Annotated in this window: 30 protein-coding genes; 14 read left to right on the top strand and 16 right to left on the bottom strand. The window is 68.6% G+C overall.

What is annotated here, in order from left to right; all coding sequences use genetic code 11:
- Positions 1-12: 12 nt before the first annotated feature.
- Together H0T81_RS00895 and H0T81_RS00890 are read right to left on the bottom strand one after the other, a co-directional pair.
- Positions 13-732 (bottom strand): YgjP-like metallopeptidase domain-containing protein, encoded by a 720-nt coding sequence (locus H0T81_RS00895; protein WP_294008904.1) that lies wholly within the window; start codon positions 730-732, stop codon positions 13-15.
- Entirely contained in the window at positions 710-1180 is a 471-nt protein-coding gene (locus H0T81_RS00890; protein ID WP_294008902.1) for a YcgN family cysteine cluster protein, read from the bottom strand. Before H0T81_RS00890 ends, H0T81_RS00895 begins: the two co-directional genes overlap by 23 nt.
- Positions 1181-1231: 51 nt before the next feature.
- On the opposite strand from H0T81_RS00890, the gene H0T81_RS00885 reads away from it, so the two are divergent.
- Positions 1232-1831, top strand: coding sequence for an ankyrin repeat domain-containing protein (locus tag H0T81_RS00885; RefSeq protein ID WP_294008900.1), 600 nt, complete (start codon positions 1232-1234; stop codon positions 1829-1831).
- A gap of 27 nt (positions 1832-1858) precedes the next feature.
- Here H0T81_RS00885 and H0T81_RS00880 read toward each other — a convergent pair whose 3' ends face one another.
- From H0T81_RS00880 to H0T81_RS00840, 9 genes are all read right to left on the bottom strand, one after another.
- Entirely contained in the window at positions 1859-2344 is a 486-nt protein-coding gene (locus H0T81_RS00880) for an MmcB family DNA repair protein (protein WP_294008898.1), read from the bottom strand.
- 71 nt (positions 2345-2415) lie between these two features.
- Positions 2416-3024 (bottom strand): cell wall hydrolase, encoded by a 609-nt coding sequence (locus H0T81_RS00875; protein WP_294008896.1) that lies wholly within the window; start codon positions 3022-3024, stop codon positions 2416-2418.
- Positions 3025-3237: 213 nt separating this feature from the next.
- Positions 3238-3567 carry a DUF1491 family protein gene (locus H0T81_RS00870; protein ID WP_294008894.1) on the bottom strand — a complete coding sequence of 110 codons (330 nt, stop codon included), beginning with the start codon at positions 3565-3567 and terminating at the stop codon, positions 3238-3240.
- A gap of 31 nt (positions 3568-3598) precedes the next feature.
- On the bottom strand, positions 3599-4069 hold the full coding sequence (locus H0T81_RS00865) for a PaaI family thioesterase (protein WP_294008892.1): 471 nt from the start codon (positions 4067-4069) through the stop codon (positions 3599-3601).
- Positions 4050-4514 carry a PTS sugar transporter subunit IIA gene (locus H0T81_RS00860; RefSeq protein ID WP_294008890.1) on the bottom strand — a complete coding sequence of 155 codons (465 nt, stop codon included), beginning with the start codon at positions 4512-4514 and terminating at the stop codon, positions 4050-4052. The genes H0T81_RS00865 and H0T81_RS00860 overlap by 20 nt, the downstream gene beginning before the upstream one ends.
- Before the next feature lie 59 nt (positions 4515-4573).
- Positions 4574-5134, bottom strand: a complete 561-nt coding sequence (gene raiA / locus H0T81_RS00855) for a ribosome-associated translation inhibitor RaiA (RefSeq protein ID WP_294008888.1) — start codon at positions 5132-5134, stop codon at positions 4574-4576.
- Positions 5135-5217: 83 nt separating this feature from the next.
- Positions 5218-5907: a DNA polymerase III subunit epsilon gene (gene dnaQ / locus H0T81_RS00850; RefSeq protein ID WP_294008886.1), complete on the bottom strand. Its 690-nt coding sequence runs from the start codon at positions 5905-5907 to the stop codon at positions 5218-5220.
- Positions 5908-5914: 7 nt separating this feature from the next.
- A complete protein-coding gene (coaE, locus tag H0T81_RS00845) occupies positions 5915-6508 on the bottom strand; it encodes a dephospho-CoA kinase (protein ID WP_294008884.1) in 594 nt (197 codons plus the stop codon).
- Positions 6505-7086, bottom strand: a complete 582-nt coding sequence (locus H0T81_RS00840; RefSeq protein ID WP_294008882.1) for a Maf family nucleotide pyrophosphatase — start codon at positions 7084-7086, stop codon at positions 6505-6507. The genes coaE and H0T81_RS00840 overlap by 4 nt, the downstream gene beginning before the upstream one ends.
- Before the next feature lie 296 nt (positions 7087-7382).
- Between H0T81_RS00840 and hemE the strand changes: the two genes are divergently transcribed.
- The 10 genes from hemE to H0T81_RS00790 all read left to right on the top strand — a co-directional run bounded on the left by hemE (position 7383) and on the right by H0T81_RS00790 (position 17018).
- On the top strand, positions 7383-8441 hold the full coding sequence (gene hemE / locus H0T81_RS00835) for a uroporphyrinogen decarboxylase (protein ID WP_294008880.1): 1059 nt from the start codon (positions 7383-7385) through the stop codon (positions 8439-8441).
- Between the two features lie 22 nt (positions 8442-8463).
- Positions 8464-8931 (top strand): CopD family protein, encoded by a 468-nt coding sequence (locus H0T81_RS00830; RefSeq protein WP_294008878.1) that lies wholly within the window; start codon positions 8464-8466, stop codon positions 8929-8931.
- A 213-nt stretch (positions 8932-9144) separates the two neighbouring features.
- Positions 9145-9396: a hypothetical protein gene (locus H0T81_RS00825; protein WP_294008876.1), complete on the top strand. Its 252-nt coding sequence runs from the start codon at positions 9145-9147 to the stop codon at positions 9394-9396.
- Positions 9397-9602: 206 nt separating this feature from the next.
- Positions 9603-10859 (top strand): transcription termination factor Rho, encoded by a 1257-nt coding sequence (gene rho / locus H0T81_RS00820; RefSeq protein WP_294008874.1) that lies wholly within the window; start codon positions 9603-9605, stop codon positions 10857-10859.
- Positions 10860-10947: 88 nt separating this feature from the next.
- The gene (locus tag H0T81_RS00815; protein ID WP_294008872.1) at positions 10948-11673 is read left to right on the top strand and encodes a YjbE family putative metal transport protein; all 726 of its coding nucleotides are present in this window, start codon (positions 10948-10950) and stop codon (positions 11671-11673) included.
- Between the two features lie 7 nt (positions 11674-11680).
- Positions 11681-12991 carry a tRNA uridine-5-carboxymethylaminomethyl(34) synthesis GTPase MnmE gene (gene mnmE, locus H0T81_RS00810; RefSeq protein ID WP_294008870.1) on the top strand — a complete coding sequence of 437 codons (1311 nt, stop codon included), beginning with the start codon at positions 11681-11683 and terminating at the stop codon, positions 12989-12991.
- A gap of 79 nt (positions 12992-13070) precedes the next feature.
- Positions 13071-14750: a tRNA uridine-5-carboxymethylaminomethyl(34) synthesis enzyme MnmG gene (gene mnmG / locus H0T81_RS00805; RefSeq protein ID WP_294008868.1), complete on the top strand. Its 1680-nt coding sequence runs from the start codon at positions 13071-13073 to the stop codon at positions 14748-14750.
- Entirely contained in the window at positions 14747-15367 is a 621-nt protein-coding gene (gene rsmG / locus H0T81_RS00800) for a 16S rRNA (guanine(527)-N(7))-methyltransferase RsmG (protein WP_294008866.1), read from the top strand. Before mnmG ends, rsmG begins: the two co-directional genes overlap by 4 nt.
- Entirely contained in the window at positions 15364-16143 is a 780-nt protein-coding gene (locus H0T81_RS00795) for an AAA family ATPase (protein WP_294008864.1), read from the top strand. The genes rsmG and H0T81_RS00795 overlap by 4 nt, the downstream gene beginning before the upstream one ends.
- 47 nt (positions 16144-16190) lie before the next feature.
- Positions 16191-17018: a ParB/RepB/Spo0J family partition protein gene (locus tag H0T81_RS00790; RefSeq protein WP_294008906.1), complete on the top strand. Its 828-nt coding sequence runs from the start codon at positions 16191-16193 to the stop codon at positions 17016-17018.
- A 3-nt stretch (positions 17019-17021) separates the two neighbouring features.
- Here H0T81_RS00790 and holA read toward each other — a convergent pair whose 3' ends face one another.
- The 4 genes from holA to H0T81_RS00770 are packed head-to-tail and all read right to left on the bottom strand — an operon-like array spanning position 17022 to position 21565.
- Complete coding sequence (gene holA / locus H0T81_RS00785; RefSeq protein ID WP_294008863.1) at positions 17022-18044, bottom strand: DNA polymerase III subunit delta; 1023 nt, start codon at positions 18042-18044, stop codon at positions 17022-17024.
- Positions 18045-18063: 19 nt separating this feature from the next.
- On the bottom strand, positions 18064-18561 hold the full coding sequence (gene lptE, locus H0T81_RS00780; protein ID WP_294008861.1) for an LPS assembly lipoprotein LptE: 498 nt from the start codon (positions 18559-18561) through the stop codon (positions 18064-18066).
- A complete protein-coding gene (leuS, locus tag H0T81_RS00775) occupies positions 18561-21116 on the bottom strand; it encodes a leucine--tRNA ligase (protein ID WP_294008859.1) in 2556 nt (851 codons plus the stop codon). The genes lptE and leuS overlap by 1 nt, the downstream gene beginning before the upstream one ends.
- Before the next feature lie 14 nt (positions 21117-21130).
- Complete coding sequence (locus tag H0T81_RS00770; protein ID WP_294008857.1) at positions 21131-21565, bottom strand: DUF3576 domain-containing protein; 435 nt, start codon at positions 21563-21565, stop codon at positions 21131-21133.
- Between the two features lie 298 nt (positions 21566-21863).
- Between H0T81_RS00770 and H0T81_RS00765 the strand changes: the two genes are divergently transcribed.
- The 3 genes from H0T81_RS00765 to H0T81_RS00755 all read left to right on the top strand — a co-directional run bounded on the left by H0T81_RS00765 (position 21864) and on the right by H0T81_RS00755 (position 23890).
- The gene (locus tag H0T81_RS00765; protein WP_294008856.1) at positions 21864-22472 is read left to right on the top strand and encodes a porin; all 609 of its coding nucleotides are present in this window, start codon (positions 21864-21866) and stop codon (positions 22470-22472) included.
- 96 nt (positions 22473-22568) lie between these two features.
- On the top strand, positions 22569-23225 hold the full coding sequence (locus tag H0T81_RS00760) for a YggS family pyridoxal phosphate-dependent enzyme (protein WP_294008854.1): 657 nt from the start codon (positions 22569-22571) through the stop codon (positions 23223-23225).
- A 2-nt stretch (positions 23226-23227) separates the two neighbouring features.
- Positions 23228-23890, top strand: coding sequence for an HAD family phosphatase (locus tag H0T81_RS00755; protein WP_366474078.1), 663 nt, complete (start codon positions 23228-23230; stop codon positions 23888-23890).
- Here the strand turns inward: H0T81_RS00755 and ribA are convergent.
- A partial coding sequence (ribA, locus tag H0T81_RS00750; RefSeq protein WP_294008850.1) for a GTP cyclohydrolase II occupies positions 23882-24681 on the bottom strand: 800 nt, incomplete at its 5' end. The two genes, H0T81_RS00755 and ribA, sit on opposite strands and share 9 nt — an antisense overlap.

Raw genomic sequence — 24681 nt, 5'->3', positions numbered from 1 at the left:
CCCGGGCCGCGCTCAGTGCCCGCGCCCGATCCGCTTCAGCCGCGGCCCGACCCGCCGCAATAGCGCCCGCGCCGAGGCGACGTCGCCGTCGAACAGTTTCTCCTCGAGCGCCTTGAACCCCGGCCCGTGGTCGAGGTGGACGAGATGGGCGACCTCGTGCGCGACGACGTAGCGGCGAGCCGCCGGCGGAGCGAGGATCAGCCGCCAGCTGTAGCGGATGCGCCGCTCGGACGAGCAACTGCCCCAGCGGGTGTTGGCATCGCCGACGGTGACCGAGCGCGGCGACACTCCGGCCGCGGCCGCAGCCCCAGCCGTCTCGCTCGACAGAGTCTCCAGCGCCAGCCGCTTGAGGAAGGCCTCGACGCGCCGCGGGAAGCCGCTCTGCGGCCCGCCGCAGCGCAGCTGCTCGCCGTCCCGTCGCGGCAGGCGCGGCTCGCCTTGCGCCCACACCAGCCAAGTCTCGCGCCCCTCGATCGGAATCCGATTGCCCGCGGCGAACGGCTCGGCCGGGAGCATGTCGGCGAGCTGCGTGTCGACCCACTCGCGCTGCTCCGCCGCCCAGGCCAGCGCCGCCCGCCGGCTGGTGCGCATCGGGCAGGTGAGCTTGAGCACTCCGCGGCGCTCGTCGAACCGCAGCCGCAGCCGGCGCGCGCCGCGCACCGGGCGGATCTCGACAGGAACCGGCAGTCCGGGATGGACCGCTAGCTGCTCAGAGCGCCCGCTCGACGACATGGAATTCAAGGTCCCCCGAATCGTCCTCGCTGACCGTCCAGCCGCGCGTCGACTGGCCCGCCTCGTGGACGCTCTCGCGGCTCCCGGAGATCAGATAATGCCACTTCGGCAGCGGCTCTCCGTTCGCCCGCAAGCGATAGGAACAGGTTTCCGGGAGCCAATCAAGCGAGCCGAGGCTCTTCCGGTCGAGGGTCACGCAGTCGGCGACCAGTTTCTTGCGGCTCTTGTAGTCGGTGCAGCGGCCGTTCCTGCGGTCGAGCAGCTTGCAGGCGACGTTGGTTGGATAGAGGATTCCGGTTTCCTCGTCCTCGAGCTTGTGCACGCAGCACCGGCCGCAGCCGTCGCACAGGGCTTCCCACTGGCCGCGGTCGAGCTCGGCCAGCGGCCGCTCCCAGAACGGAGCCTCGTTCGACGATGTCCTGGTCTTGTTCATGGCAAGCTTATCCATGGTCTGCTATGTCCCGCCGATCAAGCGCGAGCTGTTGGGGATCAACGACTTATGAACTGGCTGAAACTGGCGGCGCCGGCCTTGGCCGCTCTGCTTCTGGCCGCTCCGGGGGGGGCGCAGAGCGGCGGCTTCGACGGGCAGAAATTCGTCCAGGCGGTGCGCGACCGCGATGGTAACGAGGCGACGGAGCTGCTGGAGGCTCGTGGCCCGGCGGTCGCCAATGCCCGCGACGAGAAAGGCGAAACCGCGCTGATCGTCGCCATCTCGCGGCGGGACGATCTGTGGACCGGCTTTCTCCTCAACAAGGGGGCCGATCCCAACCTCGCGGCGCGCAACGGCGAGACGCCGCTGATCGCCGCCGCCCGCGTCGGCTATAGCGGTGCGGTCGCTGAGCTCGTCACGCTCGGGGCCAAAGTCGATGTGTCGAACCGGATGGGCGAAACGCCGCTGATCGTCGCGGTCCAAAACCGCCATGCGGCAATCGCCGAGGCCCTCCTCGAACTGGGCGCCGACCCGGACAAGGCGGATTCGGCCGCCGGCTATTCGGCGCGCGACTATGCCAAGCGAGACACCCGCACCCGCGAACTCCTCAAGCTGATCGAAGCCGCGGATGCGAAGCGGAGGGCGGCAGCCAAGCCGAAGATCGGCTAGTTTCGGCATTGGACTAGTTTCCGGGGGCTAGTTGCCCTCGCCAAGCGTCGGGTCGATCTGCGCCGACAGGCGCCGAGCGGCTCGGCGGGCGAAGCGCAGCAGCTCGGCCTTGCGCCGCGCCGGAGCAAGCGGCCGGTGGAGCGCATCGCGGACGATCGCGGCATCGTAGCGGTCGGCGACGATCAGTCCGGCGGCGCCCGGCAGATAGCGCTCATGGTCGAGCACCGCGGCGAGAAACGGCGGCACCGCCCAGTAGAAATGGTCGCAATAGTCGAGATAGTCGGTCCACTTGCAGTCGTTGACCAGGTCCGCCCTGGCGACCTTGATCTCGACGATGGTCAGCGCGCCCTTGGCGTCGATGGCCATCATGTCGGCGCGCCGGCCATTGGCGAGCGGCACCTCGCAGATCGCGAACAGGTCGCGGCGGCACAGCAGGCGGGTCACCCCGCGAGCGACCTCGCCGGCGATCGGCGGGGCATCGGCGAAGCAGGGGGAATTGAGCGCGAGGTCCATCGCGCCAGGTTAGAACAAAAGGCCAACGCCGCCAATCCGGCGATTGGCGGCGTCGAACCTTGGGGAGCCGCTTAGCGGTAGAAGATGTGGTTGCCGATCGCCGCGACGCGCTTCAGCTTCCAGCGCGGCGACACCCGCTTGGCGTGGAAGAACAAAGCGTCGTCCGCAGCCGAATCCTTGAGGTCCTTGTGGACGATCTTGGCGATCGCGACCGCGGTCTGCCACTGGCGGCTCGAACGCGGCACGGCCGGCAGCGAGCGGCCGCGGATAAACGAGAATTGGCTGCGCTGGAACAGCACGCCGCAATAGGACGACGGGAAGCGGCCTTTGGAATTGGCGCGGTTGGCGATGACTTCGCCGACCGCGAGCTGGCCGGCCAGCGGCTCGCTCTTCGATTCGAAATAGATTCCGACCGCCAGGCACTCGAGCTCGCGGCTGCCGGGATCGGAGCTGCGGAATTGCGCGACCAGCGAGGCGAGATCGGCCTTCGGGCTAACGGGAGCCTCGTCGGCGACCGGCGCTTCATCGGCCTCGGACGGCGCGAGCACTTCTTTCGGCTGCGGCAGGACCTCCGACACGACCGAATCGGCGATCGTGATGTTCGGATAGGAGATCAGGGGCTCGGCGGCCGGCCCAACCTGGGCGGGAGCAACCGAGCTGGCGCTGAGCGCAGCAAGCACCAGCAGCGCTGAACGGGGCGATGACAACATGAAAACCGTGCAAAATGCGGTGAACCGCCCCGAACTGGCGGGCCCTTCACTCGCGGAAATTTCCGCTTTGGCCCCTTGGGTAGTTCCCCGTCTCGCGTGGCATTTCCCGCCGACATTTCGGCTTGGAGAATGCCCCCCGCTCTTGTTGTTACGGGTGCGGTGTCGGGGCGATCGGCGTGGTGGTCAACCTGTTAACCTCGTTTCAGCGACGAATCGTTCCGCGTCCGCGATATCCAGTTCAATCGCCCACAAATCCGCGTCGAACCGGGTGCGCTTTGCGAGGAAATCCCGGATTTCATCGGAACCCGCCGATTCGGAGGGACCGACCCGGTGCCATTGATAACCGCCATCGAGGGTCAACATCCGCTCGAGACAGGCGACGTGGCGGCCCCGGCTGCTGACCACCAGCAGGATCGCGCCGCGGTCGGGATCGCCCTTCTTGATGATGGTCGCGAAATCGCCGCTGGACTCGGCGCGCCGGACCAGCCCGGCGGCTTCGAGGGAAGCCGGCATCCGATCGTTGCTCATGACGTCCGCCCGACAATCAAGGCGAACGGTAGCCGGCGAGCCCGCTCAGCGCGATGTGGGAGCGCAGGAAGGTGCCGGTGCCCCGAGCGCATTCGTCGCCCTCGGCATCGAGGATCCGGGCCTCGGCGATCAACACCCGGCGGCGGCCGCTGATCCAGCGCCCCTCGGCCCTCGCCTCGCCGCCGCGCATCGGCTTGGTGAAATGGAGGTTGAACGCGGTGGTCAAAAGGAAGCGGTCGCTGATCAGGCTGTTGGCCGCGTAGAAAGCGGCGTCGTCGAGCATCTTGAAATAGATCGTGCCGTGCGCGGCGCCGGCGGCGTGGAAGCTCGCCTCGCCGACCTGGAAGCGGATCTTCGAACGGCCGGGAGCGACGATGGCGAGCTCGGATTGATACTGGCCGTTGATCGGAGCGGACCGGTAGAGCGCCTCGAGGCTCCGGAAATGCGCCTCCTCGCCAATCGCAGGGTCAGGCGGCGTCGCGCTCATCGGCTCCCATCAGCACCGCCGCCAGCGCATCCCGGCTACGCGCCCCGCGCATCTTCTCGAGAGTCGCCGCGTGGCGGGTCACCCGGCTGATCGCGGCGAGCGCCTTCAAATGCTCGGCTCCGGCTTCGGGCGGCGACAGCAGCAGGAACACCAGGTCCACCGGCTGCCGGTCGAGCGCCTTGTAGTCGATCGGCTCGGCGAGGCGGACGAACAGGCCGTAGATCTGGCTCAGGCCCTCGATCTTGCCATGCGGAATGGCGACGCCCTGGCCGAAGCCGGTCGAGCCCAGCCGCTCGCGCTCGGAGAGGCTGGCGAGGATCGCGGCCGATTCCATGCCCAGCCGCTGCCCGGCGAGGCCGGCGAGCTGCTGGAGCAGCGATCGCTTGCTGCCTCCCGAAAGGCTGGGCTTGATCGCGTCGAAATCGAGGAATTCGGAAAGCTGCATCGGTACACTCTGAACAAGGGCGAGTGTGCATCGCACGCCAGCCGCGATTGGGAAGGGGCTTACGAACCCTGCGGCTCGACCCAGCCGATGTTTCCGTCTTCTCGTCGGTAAATCATGTTGAGGTCGCCCGACGCCGAATTCTTGAACATCAGCGCATTGGTGTTTCGAAGGTCCATCAGCATCACCGCATCGGACACGCTGGCGACCGGAATGTCGGCGCGGGTCTCGGCGATGATGGTCGGATGCGCGGGCGCCTCGTCGTCGTCGCTCGGCGCCGAGAACACCGTATAGCCGGCGTTCTCGATGAAGGGCTCGCCGTTCGCCTTGTGCTCGCGGAGCCGCTTCACGTAGCGCCGAAGCTGCTTCTCGATGCGGTCCGCGGCGCCGTTGAACGCCATTTGCGCCTCGTGCGCCCGGTGCGACGCCTTGAGCACCACGCCTTGCGCGACCGGGGCGACGATGTCGCAGGTGAAATCGTTGTTCGGACCGCGGCCGAAGGTCACGTTGGCGGCGACCGCCCGGGAGAAATATTTCTCGGTGATCTCCTCGATCCGCCGGGTGGCATGGTCGCGCAGCGATTCCCCGGTGTCGACCTGATGACCCGCGACCCGAACGTCCACTTGGCGAGGCTCCTTTCCAAAATGCTGGCGGCGCTGCCGATTAGGGCGGCCCCGAACCCGCCGTCAACTCGCCCGCGCCTTTCCTAGGCGAAGCGCGCCCAAAGCGGGTTGACCAGCTGAGCGATAAACGCGCGGTGGCGTTCCAGTTCCTCAGCGGCGGCGGAATGCGGGCGGGCGGCGCGGGGCTCGCGAACCGTGACCGTGGCCCCGCCAACGGCGACCTCGGCGCGGTCGGTGTCGGCGACCAGGCCGAGGCCGATCTGGCGGCCGCCGGTCAGCTCGACATAGACCTGGGCGAGCAACTGCGCATCGAGCAGGGCGCCGTGCTTGACGCGCAGGCTGCGATCGACTCCGAAGCGCGCGCACAGGGCGTCGAGGCTGTGCTTGGCGCCCGGGTGCCGGCTGCGCGCGAGCACCAATGTGTCGACCATGCGGGTGGTGCAGACGCTCGGCCGGCCGCACAGGTCGAGCTCGTGGTTCAGGAAGCCGAAGTCGAAGCTGGCGTTGTGAGCGACCAGCGGACAGTCGCCGAGAAACTCGAGCAGTTCCTCGGCGCGCTCGCCGAACCGCGGCTTGTCCGACAGGAAGACGTTGGTCAGCCCGTGGACCGCCTCGGCCTCGCTCGGCATCGGCCGTTCGGGGTTGAAGTAAGTGTGGAAGTGGCGGCCGGTCTCGACCCGGTTGAAGATCTCGATGCAGCCGATCTCGACGATCCGGTCGCCGCCGGCCGGGTTGAGCCCCGTCGTCTCGGTGTCGAATACGATTTCCCGCACGACCCCATTATTGACCCGCGGCGAGTCCGAGACAAGCAAGAATATGCTCGACCTGGCGCTGGGTTTCCGCCAGCGGACCGCCGGTGTCGATGACGAAGTCGGAGCGCTCGCGCTTGTCCTCGTCGGGCATTTGCAGGGCGCGGATCGAGGCGAGCTTTTCGGCGGTCATTCCAGGCCTCGAAAGCACCCGCTCGCGCTGGACCTCGGCCGGCGCCGAGACCGTGATGACCTTGTCGAACGCGCCTTCGCCGCCGGTTTCGAACAGCAACGGAATGTCGAACAGCAGAGCCGGCGCATCGGCATGGTCGGCGATGAACTTCTCGCGCGCCCGCCGTACCGCGGGGTGGACGATCGCCTCCAGCGCGGAGAGCTCGTCCGAGCGGCCAAGCACCCGCGCGGACAGCGCGTCGCGGTCGACGGCGCCGTCGCGGACACTGCCCGGGAAGCGCCGGGCAATCGGCTCCACCAGCGCTCCGCCGGGTCCCTGAAGCCGGTGAACCTCGGCGTCGGCGTCGAACACCGGCACCCCGGCGCGCTCGAACATGTCGGCGACGGTCGACTTGCCCATGCCGATCGACCCGGTGAGCGCAATCCGGATCATGCCGCGACCAACCCGCGCTCACGAAGCGCCCCGAGCAGCGGCAGAAGCGGCATGCCGAGGACCGTGAAATGGTCGCCTTCGATGCTCTCGAACAGCTGGACACCGGGCCCCTCGAGCCGGAACACGCCGACGCAATTCGAGACGGCCGGCCATTCGCGCTCGAGATAGCCGGCGATGAACTCCTCCGACAGCGCGCGCACCGCCAGGGTCGCGCTTTGGCAATGGCTCCAGTCGACGTCGCCGCCTCGCGCAAGCGCGACCGCGCTGGTCAGCTGCATCTGCCGGCCCGAGAACAAGCGCAAATGCTCGGCCGCCTGGCCGCGATCGGAGGGCTTGTCGAACATCCGCCCGTCGACGCTGACAATGGAATCGCTGCCGATCACCCAGTCGTCGGGCCGCCGGGCGCTGACCGCCGCCGCCTTGGCCCCGGCCAGCTCGACCGCCAGCGCGGCCGGATCGCCGCAGTCCGCCTTGAGCGCGGCTTCGTCGACATCGGGAGCCTCGGTCTGATGCTCGATCCCGGCCGCCTCGAGCATCGCCCGGCGGATGGCGCTTGAGGAAGCGAGCACGAGGGTCACGGCATAACCTTGTGGACAAGCAGGGTCCTAGTCCTAGCGCGGCGATGGGGGCGGGCTCAACGCCGCGCTTATGCCCAGGTCGCGGTCCCTTGTCCGACGATTCATCCACCAGGCGTGCATTCGGTCCCCAGCCTGTGAATCCCGTGAACTGGAGCCGGCGACTCCGCGGATTTGCGCGATCCGGCCGGCAACGCTCATGTTGGCAATGTCGGGAGGACCGCCTAAACCCCGCGTCGCGGCCGCCAACAACATCAACAATCTTTCTTCTATATATAAATAATAAGGGAGAATAAGGGGTGGCCTCGACGCCGCGCGAAGCTCCGGACGACCAGGCGGCCAAGCCGTTGCTCGCCGTCCTGAAGGGCGAGCGGCGCGACCCTCCGCCGGTCTGGATGATGCGCCAGGCCGGGCGTTACCTGCCCGAATATCGCGAGCTTCGCGAGGCCCGGGGCGGCTTCCTCGACCTGGTCTACGACAGCGACGCCGCGGCCGAGATCACGCTCCAGCCGCTGAAGCGCTTTGCGCTCGATGCGGCGATCCTGTTCTCCGACATCCTGATCGTGCCGTTCGCGCTCGGCCAGAACCTGACCTTTGTCGGCGGCGAGGGGCCGCGGCTGACTCCGCAACTGGCGACCACTCCGCTCGACAAGCTAACGCCGGTCCCGGCGCGCCTCGATCCGATCTACGCGACCGTCGCCAGGGTGAAAGCGCAGCTCGAGCCTGCCAAGGCGCTGATCGGCTTTGCCGGGGCGCCGTGGACCGTCGCGACCTACATGGTCGCCGGGCAGGGCAGCCGCGACCAGTCCGAAACCCGGCTGCTCGCCTATCGGGACAGCGGCGCGATGCAGGCGCTTGTCGACCGGATCGTCGCTACGACCGTCGATTATCTGTGCGGGCAGATCGACGCCGGCGCCGATGCCGTGCAGCTGTTCGACAGCTGGGCCGGAAGCCTCGCCCCGGTCGAGTTCGAGCGCTGGGCCATCGCTCCGACGGCGGCGATCGTCGATGCGGTGCGCGCCCGCCGGCCCGGGGTTCCGATCATCGGTTTTCCAAAGGGCGCGGGCGGCAAGCTCGGCGCCTATGCGCGCGAGACCCGGGTCGATGCGGTCGGCCTCGACGAGACGGTCGATCCGCGATGGGCGCACCGCGAACTGCCCGGCGACCTGCCGGTCCAGGGCAACCTCGATCCGCTGGCCTTGAGAGCCGGCGGGGATCATCTCGCCCGGTCGGTCGCGGCCATCCTGGACGCGTTCGCGCAGCGCCCGCACATCTTCAATCTGGGCCACGGAATCCTTAAGGAAACGCCGATCGCCCATGTCGACGAGCTGATGGCGATCGTGAAAGGGGCCAGATGATCGGGCGGGAAACGGCAATCGAATGACCGATCTGACCGGCTTGCAGCTGACCGGATTTCTCGGCGCCGCCTACCCTTGGGTGAAGGCGGCGCACGTGACGTTCGTCATCTTCTGGATGGCGGGGCTGCTGCTGGTCCCGCGATTCTATGTCTATCACCACGCGACGACCCCGGGCTCGGCCGAGGACCGAGCGTGGATCGAGCGCGAGGACCGCGCCCGAACCATCATCCTCACTCCCGCGATGCTGATCGTCTGGGTGCTGGGACTGATCCTCGCCTTCCACCTCGACGCCTGGAGCCAAGGCTGGTTCATTGCCAAGCTGGTCCTGGTGGTGGCGCTGACCGGCTACCAGGGCTGGATCGCCGCCTACGGAAAGTCGCTCGCGGGCGGCAAGCGGGCGCTCGAGGACCGCACTCTGAGGATCATGAACGAGATCCCCGGAATCGCCGCGGCGGTCATCGTCGTGCTGGTGATCGTCCGCCCGTTCTAGCGTTCCTCAACGCGATGCTGGGCTTGAGGCTGATGCCTGCCTCGCGGCCCACGTCATCACGAAACAAAAACAGAATTTCTCAGCAGACCGGTAAGCGTTCGATCTGCCAACGCGCCGATCGAGGCGAGCTAAAGCAAAAAAATCCGTTCCTAACCAAGGTCATAGCGGGATCGCGCGAATCTCCCCAGAGTCATGGCCGTTCAGGGGAGCAGCATGAGCGACATCGACTATCACCTGCGCCGCGCCCGGACCGAGCGGGACATCGCCTATCGGTCGGGTGAGCCTTGCGTAGCGGACTGCCACATGCGCTTGTCCGCCCTGCATCTCCAAAGGGCGTTGCTGCTGCAGGAGGTGCTGCGCGAACCCGTCGGCAATGTGAGCCCGCTCCGTCCGAGGATCGGTCACGTCCCGGAGCCGGCTTCGCCTCGCCCTCGCCCACTCATCGAGCTGCCTTCCTGGAGATAGCTCGGCAGGCGCTGACTCGTTCGATTGACTTGCGTCGCCGAACGGCGGCCGATTGACACGGCCCGCTTGCGTCCATAGTCCAACTCGCGCGGCTTCATCGGCCTGTTCCGTCCATCGCCGGTGCCGTTCCCCAGATGATGAGGCGTCCTGCCGCATCCGCTTGACCCAAAGCGCGCACTTCCAGCTTCCAGAGAAAAGATTCCCCGATGCACCTCAAGGACCTCAAGCAGAAAACCCCCGCCGAGCTGGTGACCATGGCCGAGGAGCTCGGAGTCGAGGGCGCGTCGACCCTTCGCAAGCAGGACATCATGTTCTCCATCCTCAAGGTCCGCGCGGAGAACGGCGCCGAGATCATGGGCATGGGCACCATCGAGGTGCTGAACGACGGCTTCGGTTTCCTTCGCTCGCCCGAAGCCAATTACCTGGCCGGCCCCGACGACATCTACGTCGCCCCCAACCTCGTCCGGCGCTTCGGCCTTCGCACCGGCGACACGCTCGAAGGCGAGATCCGCGGCCCCAAGGACGGCGAGCGCTATTTCGCTCTGACCCGGGTCACCCAGATCAACTTCGACGACCCCGAGGCGGTCCGCCACCGGGTCAATTTCGACAACCGCACTCCGCTCTACCCGGACGAGAAGCTGACTCTCGACAGCGCCGACCCGACCATCAAGGACAAGTCGGCGCGGGTGATCGACATCGTCGCCCCGCAGGGCAAGGGCCAGCGCGCGCTGATCGTCTCGCCGCCGCGCACCGGCAAGACGGTGCTGCTGCAGAACATCGCCAAGGCGATCACCGACAACCATCCGGAGATCTTCCTGCTGGTCCTGCTGGTCGACGAGCGGCCCGAGGAAGTCACCGACATGCAGCGATCGGTAAAGGGCGAGGTGATCTCCTCGACCTTCGACGAGCCCGCGAGCCGCCACGTCCAGGTCGCCGAAATGGTGATCGAGAAGGCCAAGCGGCTCGTCGAGCACAAGAAGGACGTGGTCATCCTGCTCGATTCGATCACTCGGCTGGGGCGTGCCTACAACACCGTCGTGCCGTCGTCGGGCAAGGTGCTGACCGGCGGCGTCGACGCCAACGCCCTGCAGCGCCCGAAGCGCTTTTTCGGCGCCGCCCGCAACATCGAGGAAGGCGGCTCGCTGTCGATCATCGCCACCGCCTTGATCGATACCGGCTCGAAGATGGACGAAGTGATCTTCGAGGAGTTCAAGGGCACCGGCAACTCCGAGATCGTGCTCGACCGCAAGGTCTCCGACAAGCGCATCTTCCCGGCGCTCGACGTCGGCAAGTCCGGCACCCGCAAGGAGGAACTGCTGGTCGACCAGGGCACGCTCACCAAGATGTGGGTGCTGCGCCGGATCCTCATGCAGATGGGGACCATCGACGCGATGCAGTTCCTGCTCGACAAGATGAAGGACGCCAAGTCCAACGAGGATTTCTTCGCCTCGATGAACCAGTAGCCCACTCCACGGAAAAGCGGCTGGAACCGAGGGGCCGCTCTCTCGCTTTTCCGGACGACGGGCGATTGCAACAGGGTATCTGCGGGTGATGATCGAACTTCTGATGGCCGGCGCGGCTGGTGCGGCCGGCGGCTTTGGCGGCCCCGCCGAGATGTGGGACGCGATCGTCACCGACTTTTCCAACCTCGGCGAGCCGGCGGCCCTGACCGCTTTCTTCCAGGTGCTGATGATCGACCTGGTTCTCGCCGGCGACAATGCGATCGTCGTCGGCGCTCTGGCCGCGGGCCTGCCGCCGGACCAGCGGCGCAAGGTCATCCTCATCGGAGTCCTTGCCGCGCTGGTGCTGCGCATCGGCTTTGCGTTGATCGTCACCCAGTTGCTCCAGGTCGTCGGCCTGATCCTGGCCGGCGGGCTGCTGCTCCTGTGGGTCGCGTGGAAGATGTGGCGCGAGCTTCGCGACAGCGAAGGTCACAGCGCCGGCTCCGACGAGATCGTCGGGGACGAGCATTCGGGACTGAGGGCAGCCAAGAGCTTCGCCGGCGCCGTCTGGGCGGTCGCCGTCGCCGACGTGTCGATGAGCCTCGACAATGTGCTGGCGGTCGCCGGAGCGGCGCACGAGCACCCGGGAATCCTGATCGTCGGCCTGATTTTCGCCGTCGCTCTGATGGGCATCGCCGCTAACGTCATCGCCAAATATATCGAGCGCTACCGCTGGATCGCCTACGTCGGACTGCTCGTCATCCTGTGGGTTGCGGGCAAGATGATCTGGGAAGGCTGGCACGACGTTTCGCCGGTGCTCGGCTTCGCGGGATAGGCCGCCCATGGCCGCGGCAACTGCGGCGAGCGCGGCGAGTGCGGCGACGATCTACGCGCTCGCCAGCGGTCGGCCCCCAGCCGCCATCGCCATCATCCGGGTCAGCGGGCCGCACGCGCACGCGGCGGGGCAGAGAATCGCCGGCGAGCTTCCGCAAGCGCGCGAAGTCGCGCTTCGCGAGCTGAGGCACCCGGCAACCGGCTTGCTGCTCGACCACGCTCTGGCGCTGCGCTTCGAGGCACCGGCGAGCTCGACCGGCGAGGACGTGGTCGAACTGCACATCCACGGCGGCCGGGCCGTCGCCGACGCGGTGCTTGACGCCTTGGCGTCACTCGACGGGCTGCGCCTTGCAAAACCAGGGGAATTCACCCGCCGGGCGCTGGAGAACGGACGCATCGACCTGACCGAGGCCGAGGGGCTCGCCGACCTCATCGAGGCCGAGACCGAAAGCCAGCGCCGGGCGGCGCTCGCGCTGGCCCAAGGCGGCCTGCGCCGGCGGATCGAGCAATGGCAGCAGCGGTTGCTGGCGCTGTCGGCCCAGGCCGAGCGGGCGATCGATTATGACGAGGAGGATCATTCCGGACACGATCCGAAGGCTTCTCGCGATTGCGGCGCATTAGCAACAGAGTTGCAGGAATGGCTCGCAAGGCCCCGGATCGAGCCGCTTCGGGACGGCGTCCGAGTGGTCATCGCTGGTCCGCCGAACGCCGGAAAGTCAAGCCTTCTCAACGCGATATCTGGGACCGAGCGAGCGATCGTGACCGAAATCCCGGGCACCACGCGCGACCATATCGAGGTGCCGCTTGCGCTCGGCGGGATCCCGCTGCTGCTGACCGATACGGCGGGATTGCGCGCGTCGGATGAACCGGTCGAGCGAATCGGGGTCGGGCGATCGGAGGCGCTGATCGAGTCGGCCGACGTGCTGGTGTGGCTCGGCGAAGCCGGCGAGGCGCCGCCGCACGGCCGCCTGGTGCGGGTCCACGCGAAGTGCGACTTGGCCGAGCGAGCCGACGCTCCTCCGGACGCCGTGCCGGTCTCGTCGCTGACCGGCGAGGGTGTCGCGGCCCTGCTCGAGCGAGTGGCGGAGCTCGCAGGCTCGCTGCTGCCCGGCGAGGACTCGCTGGCCCTCAACCGCCGCCAGGCGACGCATATTGCCGAGGCCGAGGCGGCGATGAGCCGCGCGTCCGCCGCTTCCGATATCGTTACGGCAGCGGAAGAGCTTCGTTTCGCTCGCGCAGCATTCGATCGCCTGACCGGGCGGGCGGGGCTGGAAGACGTGCTCGACGCCCTGTTTTCGCGCTTCTGCCTTGGAAAATAGCCCCGCGGTGAAATCTGTTTCACGTGAAACACGGTTTCTGCGTTTGTGCCCAAGCCCGACTTTGCCTAGACCGCGGCTCATGTTCGATGTGATCGTGATCGGCGCCGGCCATGCCGGCTGCGAAGCCGCGGCGGCGGCGGCGCGGCGCGGCGCGCGCGTGGGATTGCTCACCTTCCGGACCCAAGACCTGGGCCAGATGTCGTGCAATCCGTCGATCGGCGGCGTCGGCAAGGGCCATCTGGTGCGCGAGCTCGACGTGTTCGACGGGCTGATGGCCCGCGCCGCCGACCGCGCCGCGATCCACCGCCGGATGCTCAACCGGAGCAAGGGCCCGGCCGTCCAGGGCCCGCGAGTCCAGGCCGACCGCAGCCTCTACCAGGCCGCGGTCGCCCAGTTGGTCGCGGCCGGCGGGGTCGAGGTGATCGCCGCCGAGGCGCTGCGGTTGCGGATCGGGGACGGACGCGTCGCCGGTATCGAGACCAGCCGCGGCTTTTTCGGCTGCCGGGCGCTCGTGATCGCCACCGGCACGTTCCTCGACGCGCGGATTTTCGTTGGCGAGGACGTCCATGAGGGCGGGCGGCGCGGGGAGCGCGCTTCGGTTCCACTCGGCAAGCAGCTGCGCGAGATCGGTCTCGGCCAGGGCCGGCTCAAGACCGGCACTCCGCCCAGGCTCGACGGCCGGACGATCGACTGGGCGCGCCTTGAGGAGCAGCCGAGCGACTCGGATGAATGGAACATGTCGGCCCTGGACGACGGCGTCCGGCCGCCGCAGCTGCGCTGCGCGATCGCCCGGACCAACGATCGCACGCACGCCATCATCCGCTCGGCGTTCCATCGCTCGCCGCTGTTCGCCGGCGCGATCGAGGGCCGCGGGCCGCGCTACTGCCCGTCGATCGAGGACAAGGTGAAGCGCTTCGGCGACCGCGACGGCCACCAGATTTTCCTTGAGCCCGAGGGACTTGGCGACGCCCTCGTCTATCCCAACGGGATTTCGACCTCGCTTCCGGCCGACGTCCAGAAGGATTTCGTGCGCAGCATCGCCGGGCTCGAGCGGGCCCAGATCGTCCGCCCTGGCTATGCGGTCGAATATGAGTTCGTCGATCCGCGCCGGCTGAGCTCGACCCTCCAAGTCCGCGAGATCGCCGGGCTGTTCCTCGCCGGCCAAATCAACGGCACCACCGGCTATGAGGAGGCGGCGGCTCAGGGGCTCGCGGCCGGGCTCAACGCCGCCGCTCACGCGCTCGACCTCGCCGAAATCCGCTTCGACCGCCGGTCGAGCTACATCGGCGTGATGATCGACGATCTGACCCTGCAGGGCGTCAGCGAGCCGTACCGGATGATGACCGCGCGGGCCGAGCACCGGCTGTCGCTGCGCGCCGACAACGCGACGACCCGGCTGGGTCCGGCGGCGATCGAGGCCGGCTGCGTGTCGAAGCGCCGGCGCCGGCAGATCGACGAGCATTGGAAGTTGCGCGGCACGACTGCCTGGGCCGAAACCGGCGAGGCCCGCGCCGACGCGCTCTACGCGCCCTATGTCGAGCGCCAGCAGCGCGAATGGGATGCGGTGCGGCGCGATTCGGCGGTGTGGATCCCGGCCGACCTCGATTATGCGGCCGTTCCCGGACTGTCGGCGGAGATGGTCGAGCGTCTGACCGCCGCACGGCCCGAGACCCTCGACCAGGCGTCCCGGATCCACGGCGTCACCCCGGCGGCGCTGTCCGCGGTCTACGTCGCCGCCTCACGCCGCGCCGCGGCATGATCGACGCGCTGGAACGGGCGGCGGGCCGTCCTGTTTCACGTGAAACACTTGCGTTGCTCGAAGCCTACGTCGAGCGACTGAAGTCCGCGAATAGCACGCAAAACCTCGTGGCCGAATCGACCCTCGACCACATCTGGGACCGGCATATCGCCGATTCCGCCCAGCTGGTGCGGTTCGAGCCGCGCCCGGGCGCGTCCTGGGTCGATATCGGCTCCGGCGCCGGCCTGCCCGGCGTGATCATTGCGGCGCTGGTCGCCGGTCCCGTCACGCTGGTCGAGCCACGCCGGCTTCGCGCCGAGTTCCTCGAGGAAACGGTCAGCGCGCTTGGTCTGTCCGACCGGGTCGCGATCCGGCTTGCGAAAATCGAGCATGTTCGTGGTCCGTTCGACGCGATCACGGCGCGCGCCGTCGCCCCGCTCGGCCGACTGCTCGGGATGGGACTCCATCTGGCGCATTCCGGGACGATTTGGGCGCTTCCCAAGGGCCGAAGCGCCAAATCGGAACTGGCCGAAGCCCGGCGAAGCTGGCAATGTGAAGTCCGCAGCGAAACCAGCTGCACGGACCCGCAAGCAACGATCCTGGTGCTCAGCAAGGTGAAGGCGAAGTCGAAACGATGATTCGCGTGGCGATCGCCAACCAGAAGGGCGGGGTGGGCAAGACGACCACCGCGATCAACCTCGCCACCGCGCTGGCCGCGGTCGGCTGGAAGGTGCTGCTGGTCGACCTTGACCCGCAGGGCAACGCCTCGACCGGCCTCGGGGTCAGCCAGGCGCAGCGCCGGCTGTCGATCTACGACGTTCTGATCGGCAATTCGAGCGTCGCCGACAGCGTCGTCGCCACCCGGGTGCCGCGGCTCGACCTCTTACCCTCGACGGTCGACCTGTCGGGCGCCGAGATCGAGCTCGTCCCGCTTGACGACCGCGCCCACCGGCTCGAGCGGGCGCTGGAGCAGGCCGATGCGCGCTGGGACATTTGCCTGATCGACTGCCCGCCGTCGCTGGGCCTGCTGACCGTCAACGGGCTCGTCGCGGCCCGCCAGCTGCTGGTCCCGCTCCAGTGTGAATTCTTTGCGTTAGAAGGACTTAGCCAGCTTCTGTCGACCGTCGAGCGGATCCGCCAGGCGTTCAACCCGCAGCTCGCCATCCTCGGCGTCGTGCTGACAATGTTTGATCGCCGTAACAATCTTTCGCAAGCGGTCGCCGACGACGTCCGCGCCTGCCTGGGCGCGGCGGTGTTCGACACCGTGATCCCGCGCAACGTCCGCCTGTCGGAGGCGCCGAGCCACGGGCTTCCCGCCCTGATCTACGACCTCCGATGCGCCGGCTCGGAGGCCTATCTCAAGCTGGCCCGCGAACTGATGGCGCGGCTTCCGCAGCGGGCCGAAGCGGCGTGACCGCCAAGCGGCCGGTGTCGGGCCTCGGCCGCGGCCTGTCCGCGCTGATGGACGAGTCGGCGCGGCTGGTTGCCGACGACGAGCGGCCGGGCGAGACTCGCGGAGTCCGCGAGGTCGAGGTCGGCCGGATCCGTCCCAACCCCAACCAGCCGCGCATGCATTTCTCCGAGGAATCGATCGACGAACTGGCCGACTCCATTGGCGAGAGAGGAGTCCTGCAGCCGATCCTGCTGCGCCCGCACGGTGACGGCTTCGAGATCATCGCCGGCGAGCGGCGCTGGCGGGCGGCGCAGCGGGCGCGGCTGCACTCGATTCCGGCGATCGTCCGCGACGTCGACGATGCGGCCGCGGCCGAGATCGCGCTCATCGAGAACATCCAGCGCGAGGATCTGAACGCGATCGAGGAGGCCGAGGGGTACAAGCAGCTGATCGAGCACCACGGCCACAGCGCCGAGGACATCGGCCGACTGGTCCACAAGTCGCGCAGCCACGTTGCCAACCTGCTGCGCCTGCTCGACCTGCCGGCGTTCGTTCGCGAGGCGCTGGTCCGCGGCGAGATCAGCATGGGCCATGCGCGCGCCGTGGCGACCGCGCCCGACCCCGAAGCGCTGGCCAGGGAGATCATCGCCAGGGGCCTGTCGGTCCGCCAGGCCGAATCCCGCGCGCGCCGCGCGAAGAAGCCGCCGGGCGAGCTGCAGCTGACCGAGCGCCGCAGCGACCCCGACCTCGAGGCGCTCGAGCGGCAGCTGGGCGATCTGCTCGGGATCCGGGTCAAGGTCGCGCACAACGGCACCGCCGGCACGGTGACCCTGCACTACAACAGTCTCGACCAGCTCGACATGATCTGCCAGCGCCTGACCGGCGAACCGATCTGAGGCTTACCGCCGCCGCGCGGCCCGGCGCGCGATCGCCGCCAGCTCCTCGCCGAGCGCTTCGGCCGGGGGCGGCGAATTGGGCCGCATCAGCTGCCGCTCGAGCTTGCCGGCGCGTTCGGCGACCGTCTCCAGGCCGCTCGCGTCCCACGTCGCCAGAAGCTTCTCGAGCAGCGGTTTATCCTTCCAGAACAAGGACTTACCGAGTGACGTCATGACGTCGGACGAGCGCTCGCCGGCCTCGACCCGGGCGCGCATCGGAGCCAGCATCAGCAAGCGCCGCTGCAGCGAGCGGATCACGGGGATGGCCTCGGACCCGGCCGGCGACAACCGCCCCAGCGTCTCCCCGACCTCGGCGATCTCGCCGGCCAGCGCCAGGTCGGCGAGGTGCAGGAAATCGCCCTCGGGAAGATCGGCCCCGACCGCATCGACCGCGTCATGGTCGAGATCCTTGGGCGCTTCGGGCGAGGCCCCGACATAGAGCGCCAGCTTGGCGAGCTCCTGGCCGACGATCGCCTGGTCGTTGCCGCACGCGTCGGCGACCCGCGCCGCGACACCCGGGGCGATCCGCAGCCCGTGCGCCCGGCCGACCTCGGCCACCATCCGCTCGGCCTGCTGCCCTTCCGGGACGTAGGATGCGTGGGCGAGCGCGGAGCGATGGCCTTCGGCGAGCTTGAGCAGCGCCGAGGATTTGCGCAGCGCTCCGGCGATGACGATCACCGGGCTTTCCGATGCCGGCGCCTCGAGCAGGGCCTCGACGGCTTCGGCGATCTCGTCACCGGCCGGCTCGACCCAGATCGCGCGCGGCTCGCCGAACAGGTTCATCGCCCCGGCCTCGTCGGCGAGCAGCGCCGGGTCCGACTTCAACGCGGGCGCTCCGACGATGAACCGGGTTGAGCCCAAGCCCTTGAGCAACCGTTCGCCCAGCGCCCTCGACTGGCCCTCGTCGGGGCCGTGGAACAGGTACAGCCGGACCTCGCCGTCGGGCTGGTCGAGCGAGCGCCCGATTCCGGCCTTGGTGGCCTTCACCGCCCTTTCACCACGCTCGTCATCGCGGCGCGGCGGTTCGCGCCGCGAACAATCCGAGTCGGGCGACGATCTGGTCGGCCACGACTTCGGACAAACGCTCGACGGCGGTCTGCTCGGCGGCGACGGTCGCATATTCCGAGCTGACGACGTCGATCCCCGCGTCCGATCCCGCGGTCGCGTCGAGCACCACTCCGCCGCCGGCAAGGTCGACCAGCCGGTAGCGGGCCCGCAGCGTCCGCCGCTCGCGGGTCACCGCTCGGTCGCCGCGAATCCCGAAGCCGGTGATGTTGTCGTCGAGTTCGACCTCGAGCCGATAGGCCGGCGGAGCTTCGCCGGCGGAGCCGAGCCGCTCCTTCAACTTGTTGTACATCAGCCAGCCGACCTGTCCGTCGATCGGCGCCACCTCGACCGAGCGGAGGGTCGCCGCGACCGGGCTTCTCGAGCCGCCTCCGTAGAGCGGCTGGAGCCCGCATGCCGACAGGGCCGCGGCGGCGAGGAGGACAAGCAGTCGGGCCATCATGCGACGATATTCACCAGCCGGTCGGGAACGACAATCACCTTGCGCGGAGCCGCTCCGTTCAATTGCCGCTGGACCTTGTCGGACGCCAGCGCGAGCGCTTCGGCCGCCTGGCGGTCGAGGCCGCGCGGAGCGCTCAGAGTGTCGCGCAGCCTGCCGTTGACCTGCACCGCCAGGGTCACCTGGTCGTCGACCAGCATCGCCGGGTCGAACGAGGGCCACTGCGCCTGCGTCACCAGGCCCTCGCCGCCCAGCGCCGCCCAGCATTCCTCGGCCAGGTGCGGCGCCATCGGGGCGGCGAGCTTGACCAGCGCGCGGACCGCCTCGGCGCGGCTGGCCGACGGCGGCGCCTTCTCGATCACGGTGGCCAGTTCGTAAAGCTGGGCGACCGCCTTGTTGAACTGCAGCCCGTCGATCGCCTCGCCGACGGCGGCGATGGCTCGGTGCAGCTTGCGGTCGAGCGCCGGATCGGCGCCGTCGCCTTCCTGCGGCCCGCTCGCCAGCCGCCACACCCGCTGGACGAAGCGCGCCGCGCCCTCGATTCCGGCGATCGACCATTCGAGGTCGCGCTCGGGCGGGCTGTCGGACAGCATGAACCAGCGGACCGCGTCGGCGCCGTACTTGCCGACGATCGGCTCGGGATCGACGGTGTTGCGCCGCGACTTGGACATCTTCTCGATCCGCCCGCGCTCGACCGCCGCGCCGGTCGAGCGCTCGACCAGCGCTCCGCCTTCGCGCGCCTCGACCTCTTGCGGCGACAGCCAGCGCCCGTCGAGCGAGCAGAAGGTCTCGTGGGTCACCATTCCCTGGGTGAACAGCCCCTTGAACGGCTCGGCGATGCCGATTGCGCCGATGCGCTGCAGCGCGCGGGTCCAGAAGCGCGCGTAGAGCAGGTGCAGGATCGCGTGCTCGACCCCGCCGATATACTGGTCGACCGGAAGCCAGGCCTCGGCCTCGGAGCGGTCGAACGGCCGGTCGGCGGGCTGGCTTGCGAAGCGGATGAAGTACCAGCTCGAATCGACGAACGTGTCGAGCGTGTCGGTCTCGCGGCTCGCGGACGTGCCGCATTTGGGGCATTCGACCCGGCGCCAGGCGTCGTGGCGGTCGAGCGGGTTGCCGGGAACCTCGAACGTCACGTCCTCGGGCAGCACCACTGGCAACTGGTCGCGGGGCACCGGCACCGGGCCGCAGCCCTCGCAGTGGATGATCGGGATCGGAGTCCCCCAGTAGCGCTGGCGCGACACCCCCCAGTCGCGCAGCCGCCAGGCGGTGGTGCCTTGGCCCCAGCCGGCGGTCTCGGCCCGGCGGATGACCTCCGCCGCCGCCTCCTCGGTCGGCAGCCCGTCGAGGAAAGCGGAGTTGACCGCGATTCCCGCCGCGCTTTCGGCCTCGTCGCCGAGCCCAAACGCGGCTTCCTCGGAGCTTGCGGCGACGACCCGCTTGATCGGCAGATGATATTGCTTCGCAAACTCGAAATCGCGCTGGTCGTGACCGGGGACTCCGAAAATCGCTCCGGTCCCGTAGTCCATCAGCACGAAATTGGCGATGTAGACCGGCAGCCGCCACTCGCTGTCGAGCGGGTGGATCGCCTCGAGCTTCGTCTTGTAGCCCTTCTTCTCGGCGGTCTCGATCTCGGCGGCGCTGGTGCCGCCGGCGCGGCACTCCTCGACGAAGCCTTTCGCCTCGGGATCCGTCTCGGCGATCGCCCGCGCCAGCGGGTGCGCGGCGGCGACGGCGATGAACGAGGCGCCGAAGATCGTGTCCGGGCGGGTCGTGAACACGTCGATCCGCTCGACGCCCCCGGGCGGCTCGGCGAGGCGGAACGAAAACTCGAGCCCGCGGCTCTTGCCGATCCAGTTCTCCTGCATCAGCCTGACCTTGTCGGGCCACTGGTCGAGGGTTCCCAGGCCTTCGAGCAGCTCGTCGGCAAAGTCGGTGATCTTCAGGAACCACTGGTTAAGCTTGCGCCGCTCGACCGGCGCGCCCGAGCGCCAGCCCTTGCCGTCGATCACCTGCTCGTTGGCGAGCACGGTCCGATCGACCGGGTCCCAATTGACCTCGCTTTCCTTGTGGTAGACCAGCCCGGCCTCGAACAGGTCGAGGAACAGCGCCTGCTCGTGCCCGTAATAGGCCGGGTCGCAGGTCGCCAGCTCGCGGCTCCAGTCGAGCGCGAAGCCGAGCCGCTTCAATTGCTCGCGCATCGCCGCGATATTGGCCTGGGTCCACTCGCCGGGGTGCACCTTGCGCTCCATCGCCGCATTCTCGGCCGGCATCCCGAACGCGTCCCAGCCCATCGGGTGGAGCACCTCGTGCCCCTGCATCCGCCGGTAGCGGGCGATGACGTCGCCCATCGTGTAGTTGCGGACGTGCCCCATGTGGATTCGCCCCGACGGGTAGGGGAACATCTCGAGCACATAGGTCTTGGGCCTCGAGCTGCCGCTGTCGGCGACGAAGCAGCGCTCCTCGTCCCACCGCGCCTGCCAGCGCCCCTCGGCGGCGGCAGGATCGAAGCGGGCAGGCGGGTCGAAGCGGCCCGTCATCGCCAAACCCGTCATTTTCGGGGCTCTGATTACCCGCCGACGGCGGTTCGGCGAAGGTCGCGGGCGCGGGTCAGGATGATGTCTTCGAGCTTCTGGACGGTGGCGGCCGTGACCGGGGCGGCGACCCAGACGCCGTTCTGCAGCACCTGGCGCGACGCGGCGACTCGAAGCGCGTCGGCGCGCAGATCCTGGTCGAGGATGGCGACGGTCAGCTTGACCCGCTCGCCCGGCGACCGCGGGTTGGCGTACCAGTCGGTGACGATCACCCCGCCGTTCGAATCGGCCTGCAGCAGCGGCGCGAACGACACGGTGTCGATCGCCGCCCGCCACAGATAGCTGTTGACCCCGATCGAGGTGGTCCGCGACGGAGCGAGCTGGAGCGGGATGTCGCGATTGCGGGAGCAGCCGGGCGCCCCGAGCACGATGGCGGCGAGCACGGCGGCGGTGATGGGCAGGCGGGGCATCGTTGTTCCTTGAAGCGTGCGGGTCAGGTCGGCGTTATAGATAGTCGAAGTTGCTCCGCAAGCGTGTCCCGCATCGGGCCTTCGTTGTGGTCTATCGGCCACAGGGCGCTTGTGAATCGATTCCGGACATGGAACCTTCAGCCCGCGATAGCTATATCGAGTCGTGAACAGGGAGTTCACTCGCGTGTTGCACTTGGGTCGCTCGAAATTAGCCAGGACGGTCACGGCATTCGCCGCGGTCGGCCTTGTGCTGACTCCGGCTTTCGCGGGCGCTCAATCGAAGAAGCGTGCACCCGCGGTGGCGGTCAGTTTCGACCCGGTGTCCAACTTCACTCCGGCAACCGCCGACCCGCGGCTCGCCGCCGCGTTCGCCGGCAAGAGCGCCTCGCTGACCGACTTCAAGTTCACTCCGGCTCCGTCCAAGGGACGGCCGTCGCAGGTCCGGGTCGCGATCCGCGCCCGCGCCGATGCTCCGGCCAAGGTCCAGGTCGCCGACGCCGGTGCCGCGACCTCGTCGGTCACCGAGCTGACTCCGGCCAGCTACAACCTTGGAGTCGCCGTCGGCTGGCGGCGGTTCGCGGTCGCGGGCGACGTCGGCAAGACCAAGGAAGCCAATCCGGCGCTCGGCGGGCGCGAGAGCGCGGCGCTCGGGGTCAGCTATTCGGTCAACAAGCGCCTGACCGGTCGGGTCGCCGTCGGCGCCGACCGCAGCGACGGGCGGGCTCTGACCCCGCTTCGCGACGCCGACAAATACTCGGTCGACGTCGGCGGCGCCTACTCGGTCACTCGCAACATCGCCGTGACCGGCGGAGTTCGCTACCGCATCGACCACGACCGCCTGGCGGCAGCGAAGGACGACCGCCGCGACAGCCAGGCCGTCTACGTCGGCACCGCCTTCAAGTTCTAAGCATAAGGCGCCGAACGGAATGAAGCGATTGCGCAAGCAATCGTGAATTTCCGTGACGAACTTTACTCCCGTGACGGCCCCCCGTAGCGGCAGGCCGTGAGCGACGCCGCTTCAAGATTGAAAGGGATCCGCGAACGCATCGCCGCAGCGGCGAAGCTCGCCCGGCGCGATCCCGGTGACGTCACCCTGATCGCGGTCAGCAAGACCCGCGGCGCCGACGCGATCGTGGAGCTGATCGCCGCCGGCCAGCGCGATTTCGCCGAAAGCCGGGTCCAGGAAGCGCTCGCCAAATGGCCGCCGCTCCTCGCCGACCATGCCGACGTCACTCTCCACTGCGTCGGCCGATTGCAATCGAACAAGGCGGCCGAAGCGGTTCGACTGTTCTCGGTCATCCACTCGCTCGACCGAGCGTCGCTGCTCGACGCGCTGGTGCGCGAAGGAGACAAGCAGGGGCGCCGCCCGGCCGTCTATGTCCAGGTCAACATCGGCGAGGAGGAGCAAAAGGGCGGCTGCGCGATTCCCGAGGTCGGCGAGCTGGTCGAGGCGGTCCGCGCTTCGCCGCTGCCGCTCGCCGGGCTGATGGCAATCCCCCCGCTCGGCGTCGAGCCGGCGCCTTACTTCGCCCTGCTTGCCGAGCTCGCCCGGCGGCATGGCGTCGCCGGCCTCAGCATGGGCATGTCCGGCGATTTTAAGAGCGCGGTGATGCTCGGCGCGACCGCCGTCCGGGTCGGGACGGCGCTGTTCGAAGATTGATTGTGAACGCGATCATCTTCGACTTCGACGGAGTGCTCCTCGAGAGCGAGTATGAGAGCAACCGCCACCTTGCCGAGCTGCTCACCGAGCTCGGCCATCCGACCGGGGTCGAGGATGCGCTGACCCATTACAGCGGGCTCAGCGGCCGCGACTTCATCGCCGCGATCGAGGCGAGGATCGGGGCCAGGCTCACGCCGGAGTTCCACGAAAGGCGCGGGGTCGAGGACGCCCGGGCCCTTCGCGACGGGCTTGCCGCGGTCGCCGGCGCGGTCGAGTTCGTGCGCTCGCTGCCGCCGGATCTTCCCAGGGCCGTCGCCTCGTCGAGCAGCGTCCAGTGGATCGGCACCCATCTCGATCACCTCGGCCTCAGGGATTCGTTCGGCGATCATCTCTACAGCGGCGCCGAGCATGTCCGGCGCGGGAAGCCGGCGCCCGACCTCTACTTGCACGCCGCCCGGCAGCTCGGAGTGCCGATCGCCGGCTGCACCATTATCGAGGACTCGCCCGTCGGCGCCAGGGGAGCCTTGGCTTCGGGCGGGCGGGTCGTCGGATTGATCGCCGGCTCGCACTGTTTGACCGGCCACGACGAGCGGCTGCAGGCGATTGGAATCGAGGAGATCGCTGACAGCTTCGCCGATGTGCGGCGGCTGCTCGGCCTAGGCTAGGTGCCCGCTCTTGGCGCGCTTGGCGGCCAAATAATCCGCGTTGTGCGGGTTGGCCGGCATGTGGTGTGCGACCCGCTCGACGATCTCTATTCCCGCCGCCGCCAGTCCGGCGACCTTGGCCGCGTTATTGGTCAACAGCCGGACCCGCTCGATGCCCAGCGCGCGCAGCATGGCGGCGGCGTGGTCGTAATCGCGCTCGTCGTCGGCAAAGCCGAGCCGCTGGTTGGCCTCGACGGTGTCGAGTCCGCGGTCCTGGAGCGCATAGGCGCGCAACTTGTTGGCGAGGCCAATGCCGCGGCCTTCCTGGCGCAGATAGAGCAGCACTCCGCCGCCGGCCACGCCGATCAGCCGCAGGGCCGCATGCAGCTGCGGGCCGCAGTCGCATTTCAGCGATCCGAACACGTCGCCGGTCAGGCACTCGCTGTGCAGCCGGACCAGCGGCGACTCGCCCCCGAACGCGCCGATCACCAGCGCGACATGCTCCTCGCCGTCGGGGCTCCGGAAGGCGACGATCTGGGTGTCGGGCATGTCCTCGAGCGGCAGCCGGGCGCGGGCGATGAGCGTGACTTCCGACGCGATTCCGGCGAGCTCGTCGGCCGCGACGACCGCCGCCGCCTCGGTCGCGCCGTCGAGCAGCCACAGGGCCGGCAGCAGCCCCGCCGTAGCGCTCGACCAGCTCGATCGGGACCGGGCCAACCCCGAGGTGACGCTGGTCGCCCGCGCCCGCCTTCCGTTGGACGACATTCCCAGCACGCAGATCTCCGCTTTCCGCTCGGCCGACGGGCGAGAGC

It is taken from the genome of Sphingomonas sp., assembly GCF_013812825.1.
GTDB lineage: Bacteria > Pseudomonadota > Alphaproteobacteria > Sphingomonadales > Sphingomonadaceae > Sphingomicrobium.
The sequence above is the reverse complement of the archived record's forward strand: the minus strand, read 5'-3'. Positions and strand labels throughout refer to the sequence as shown.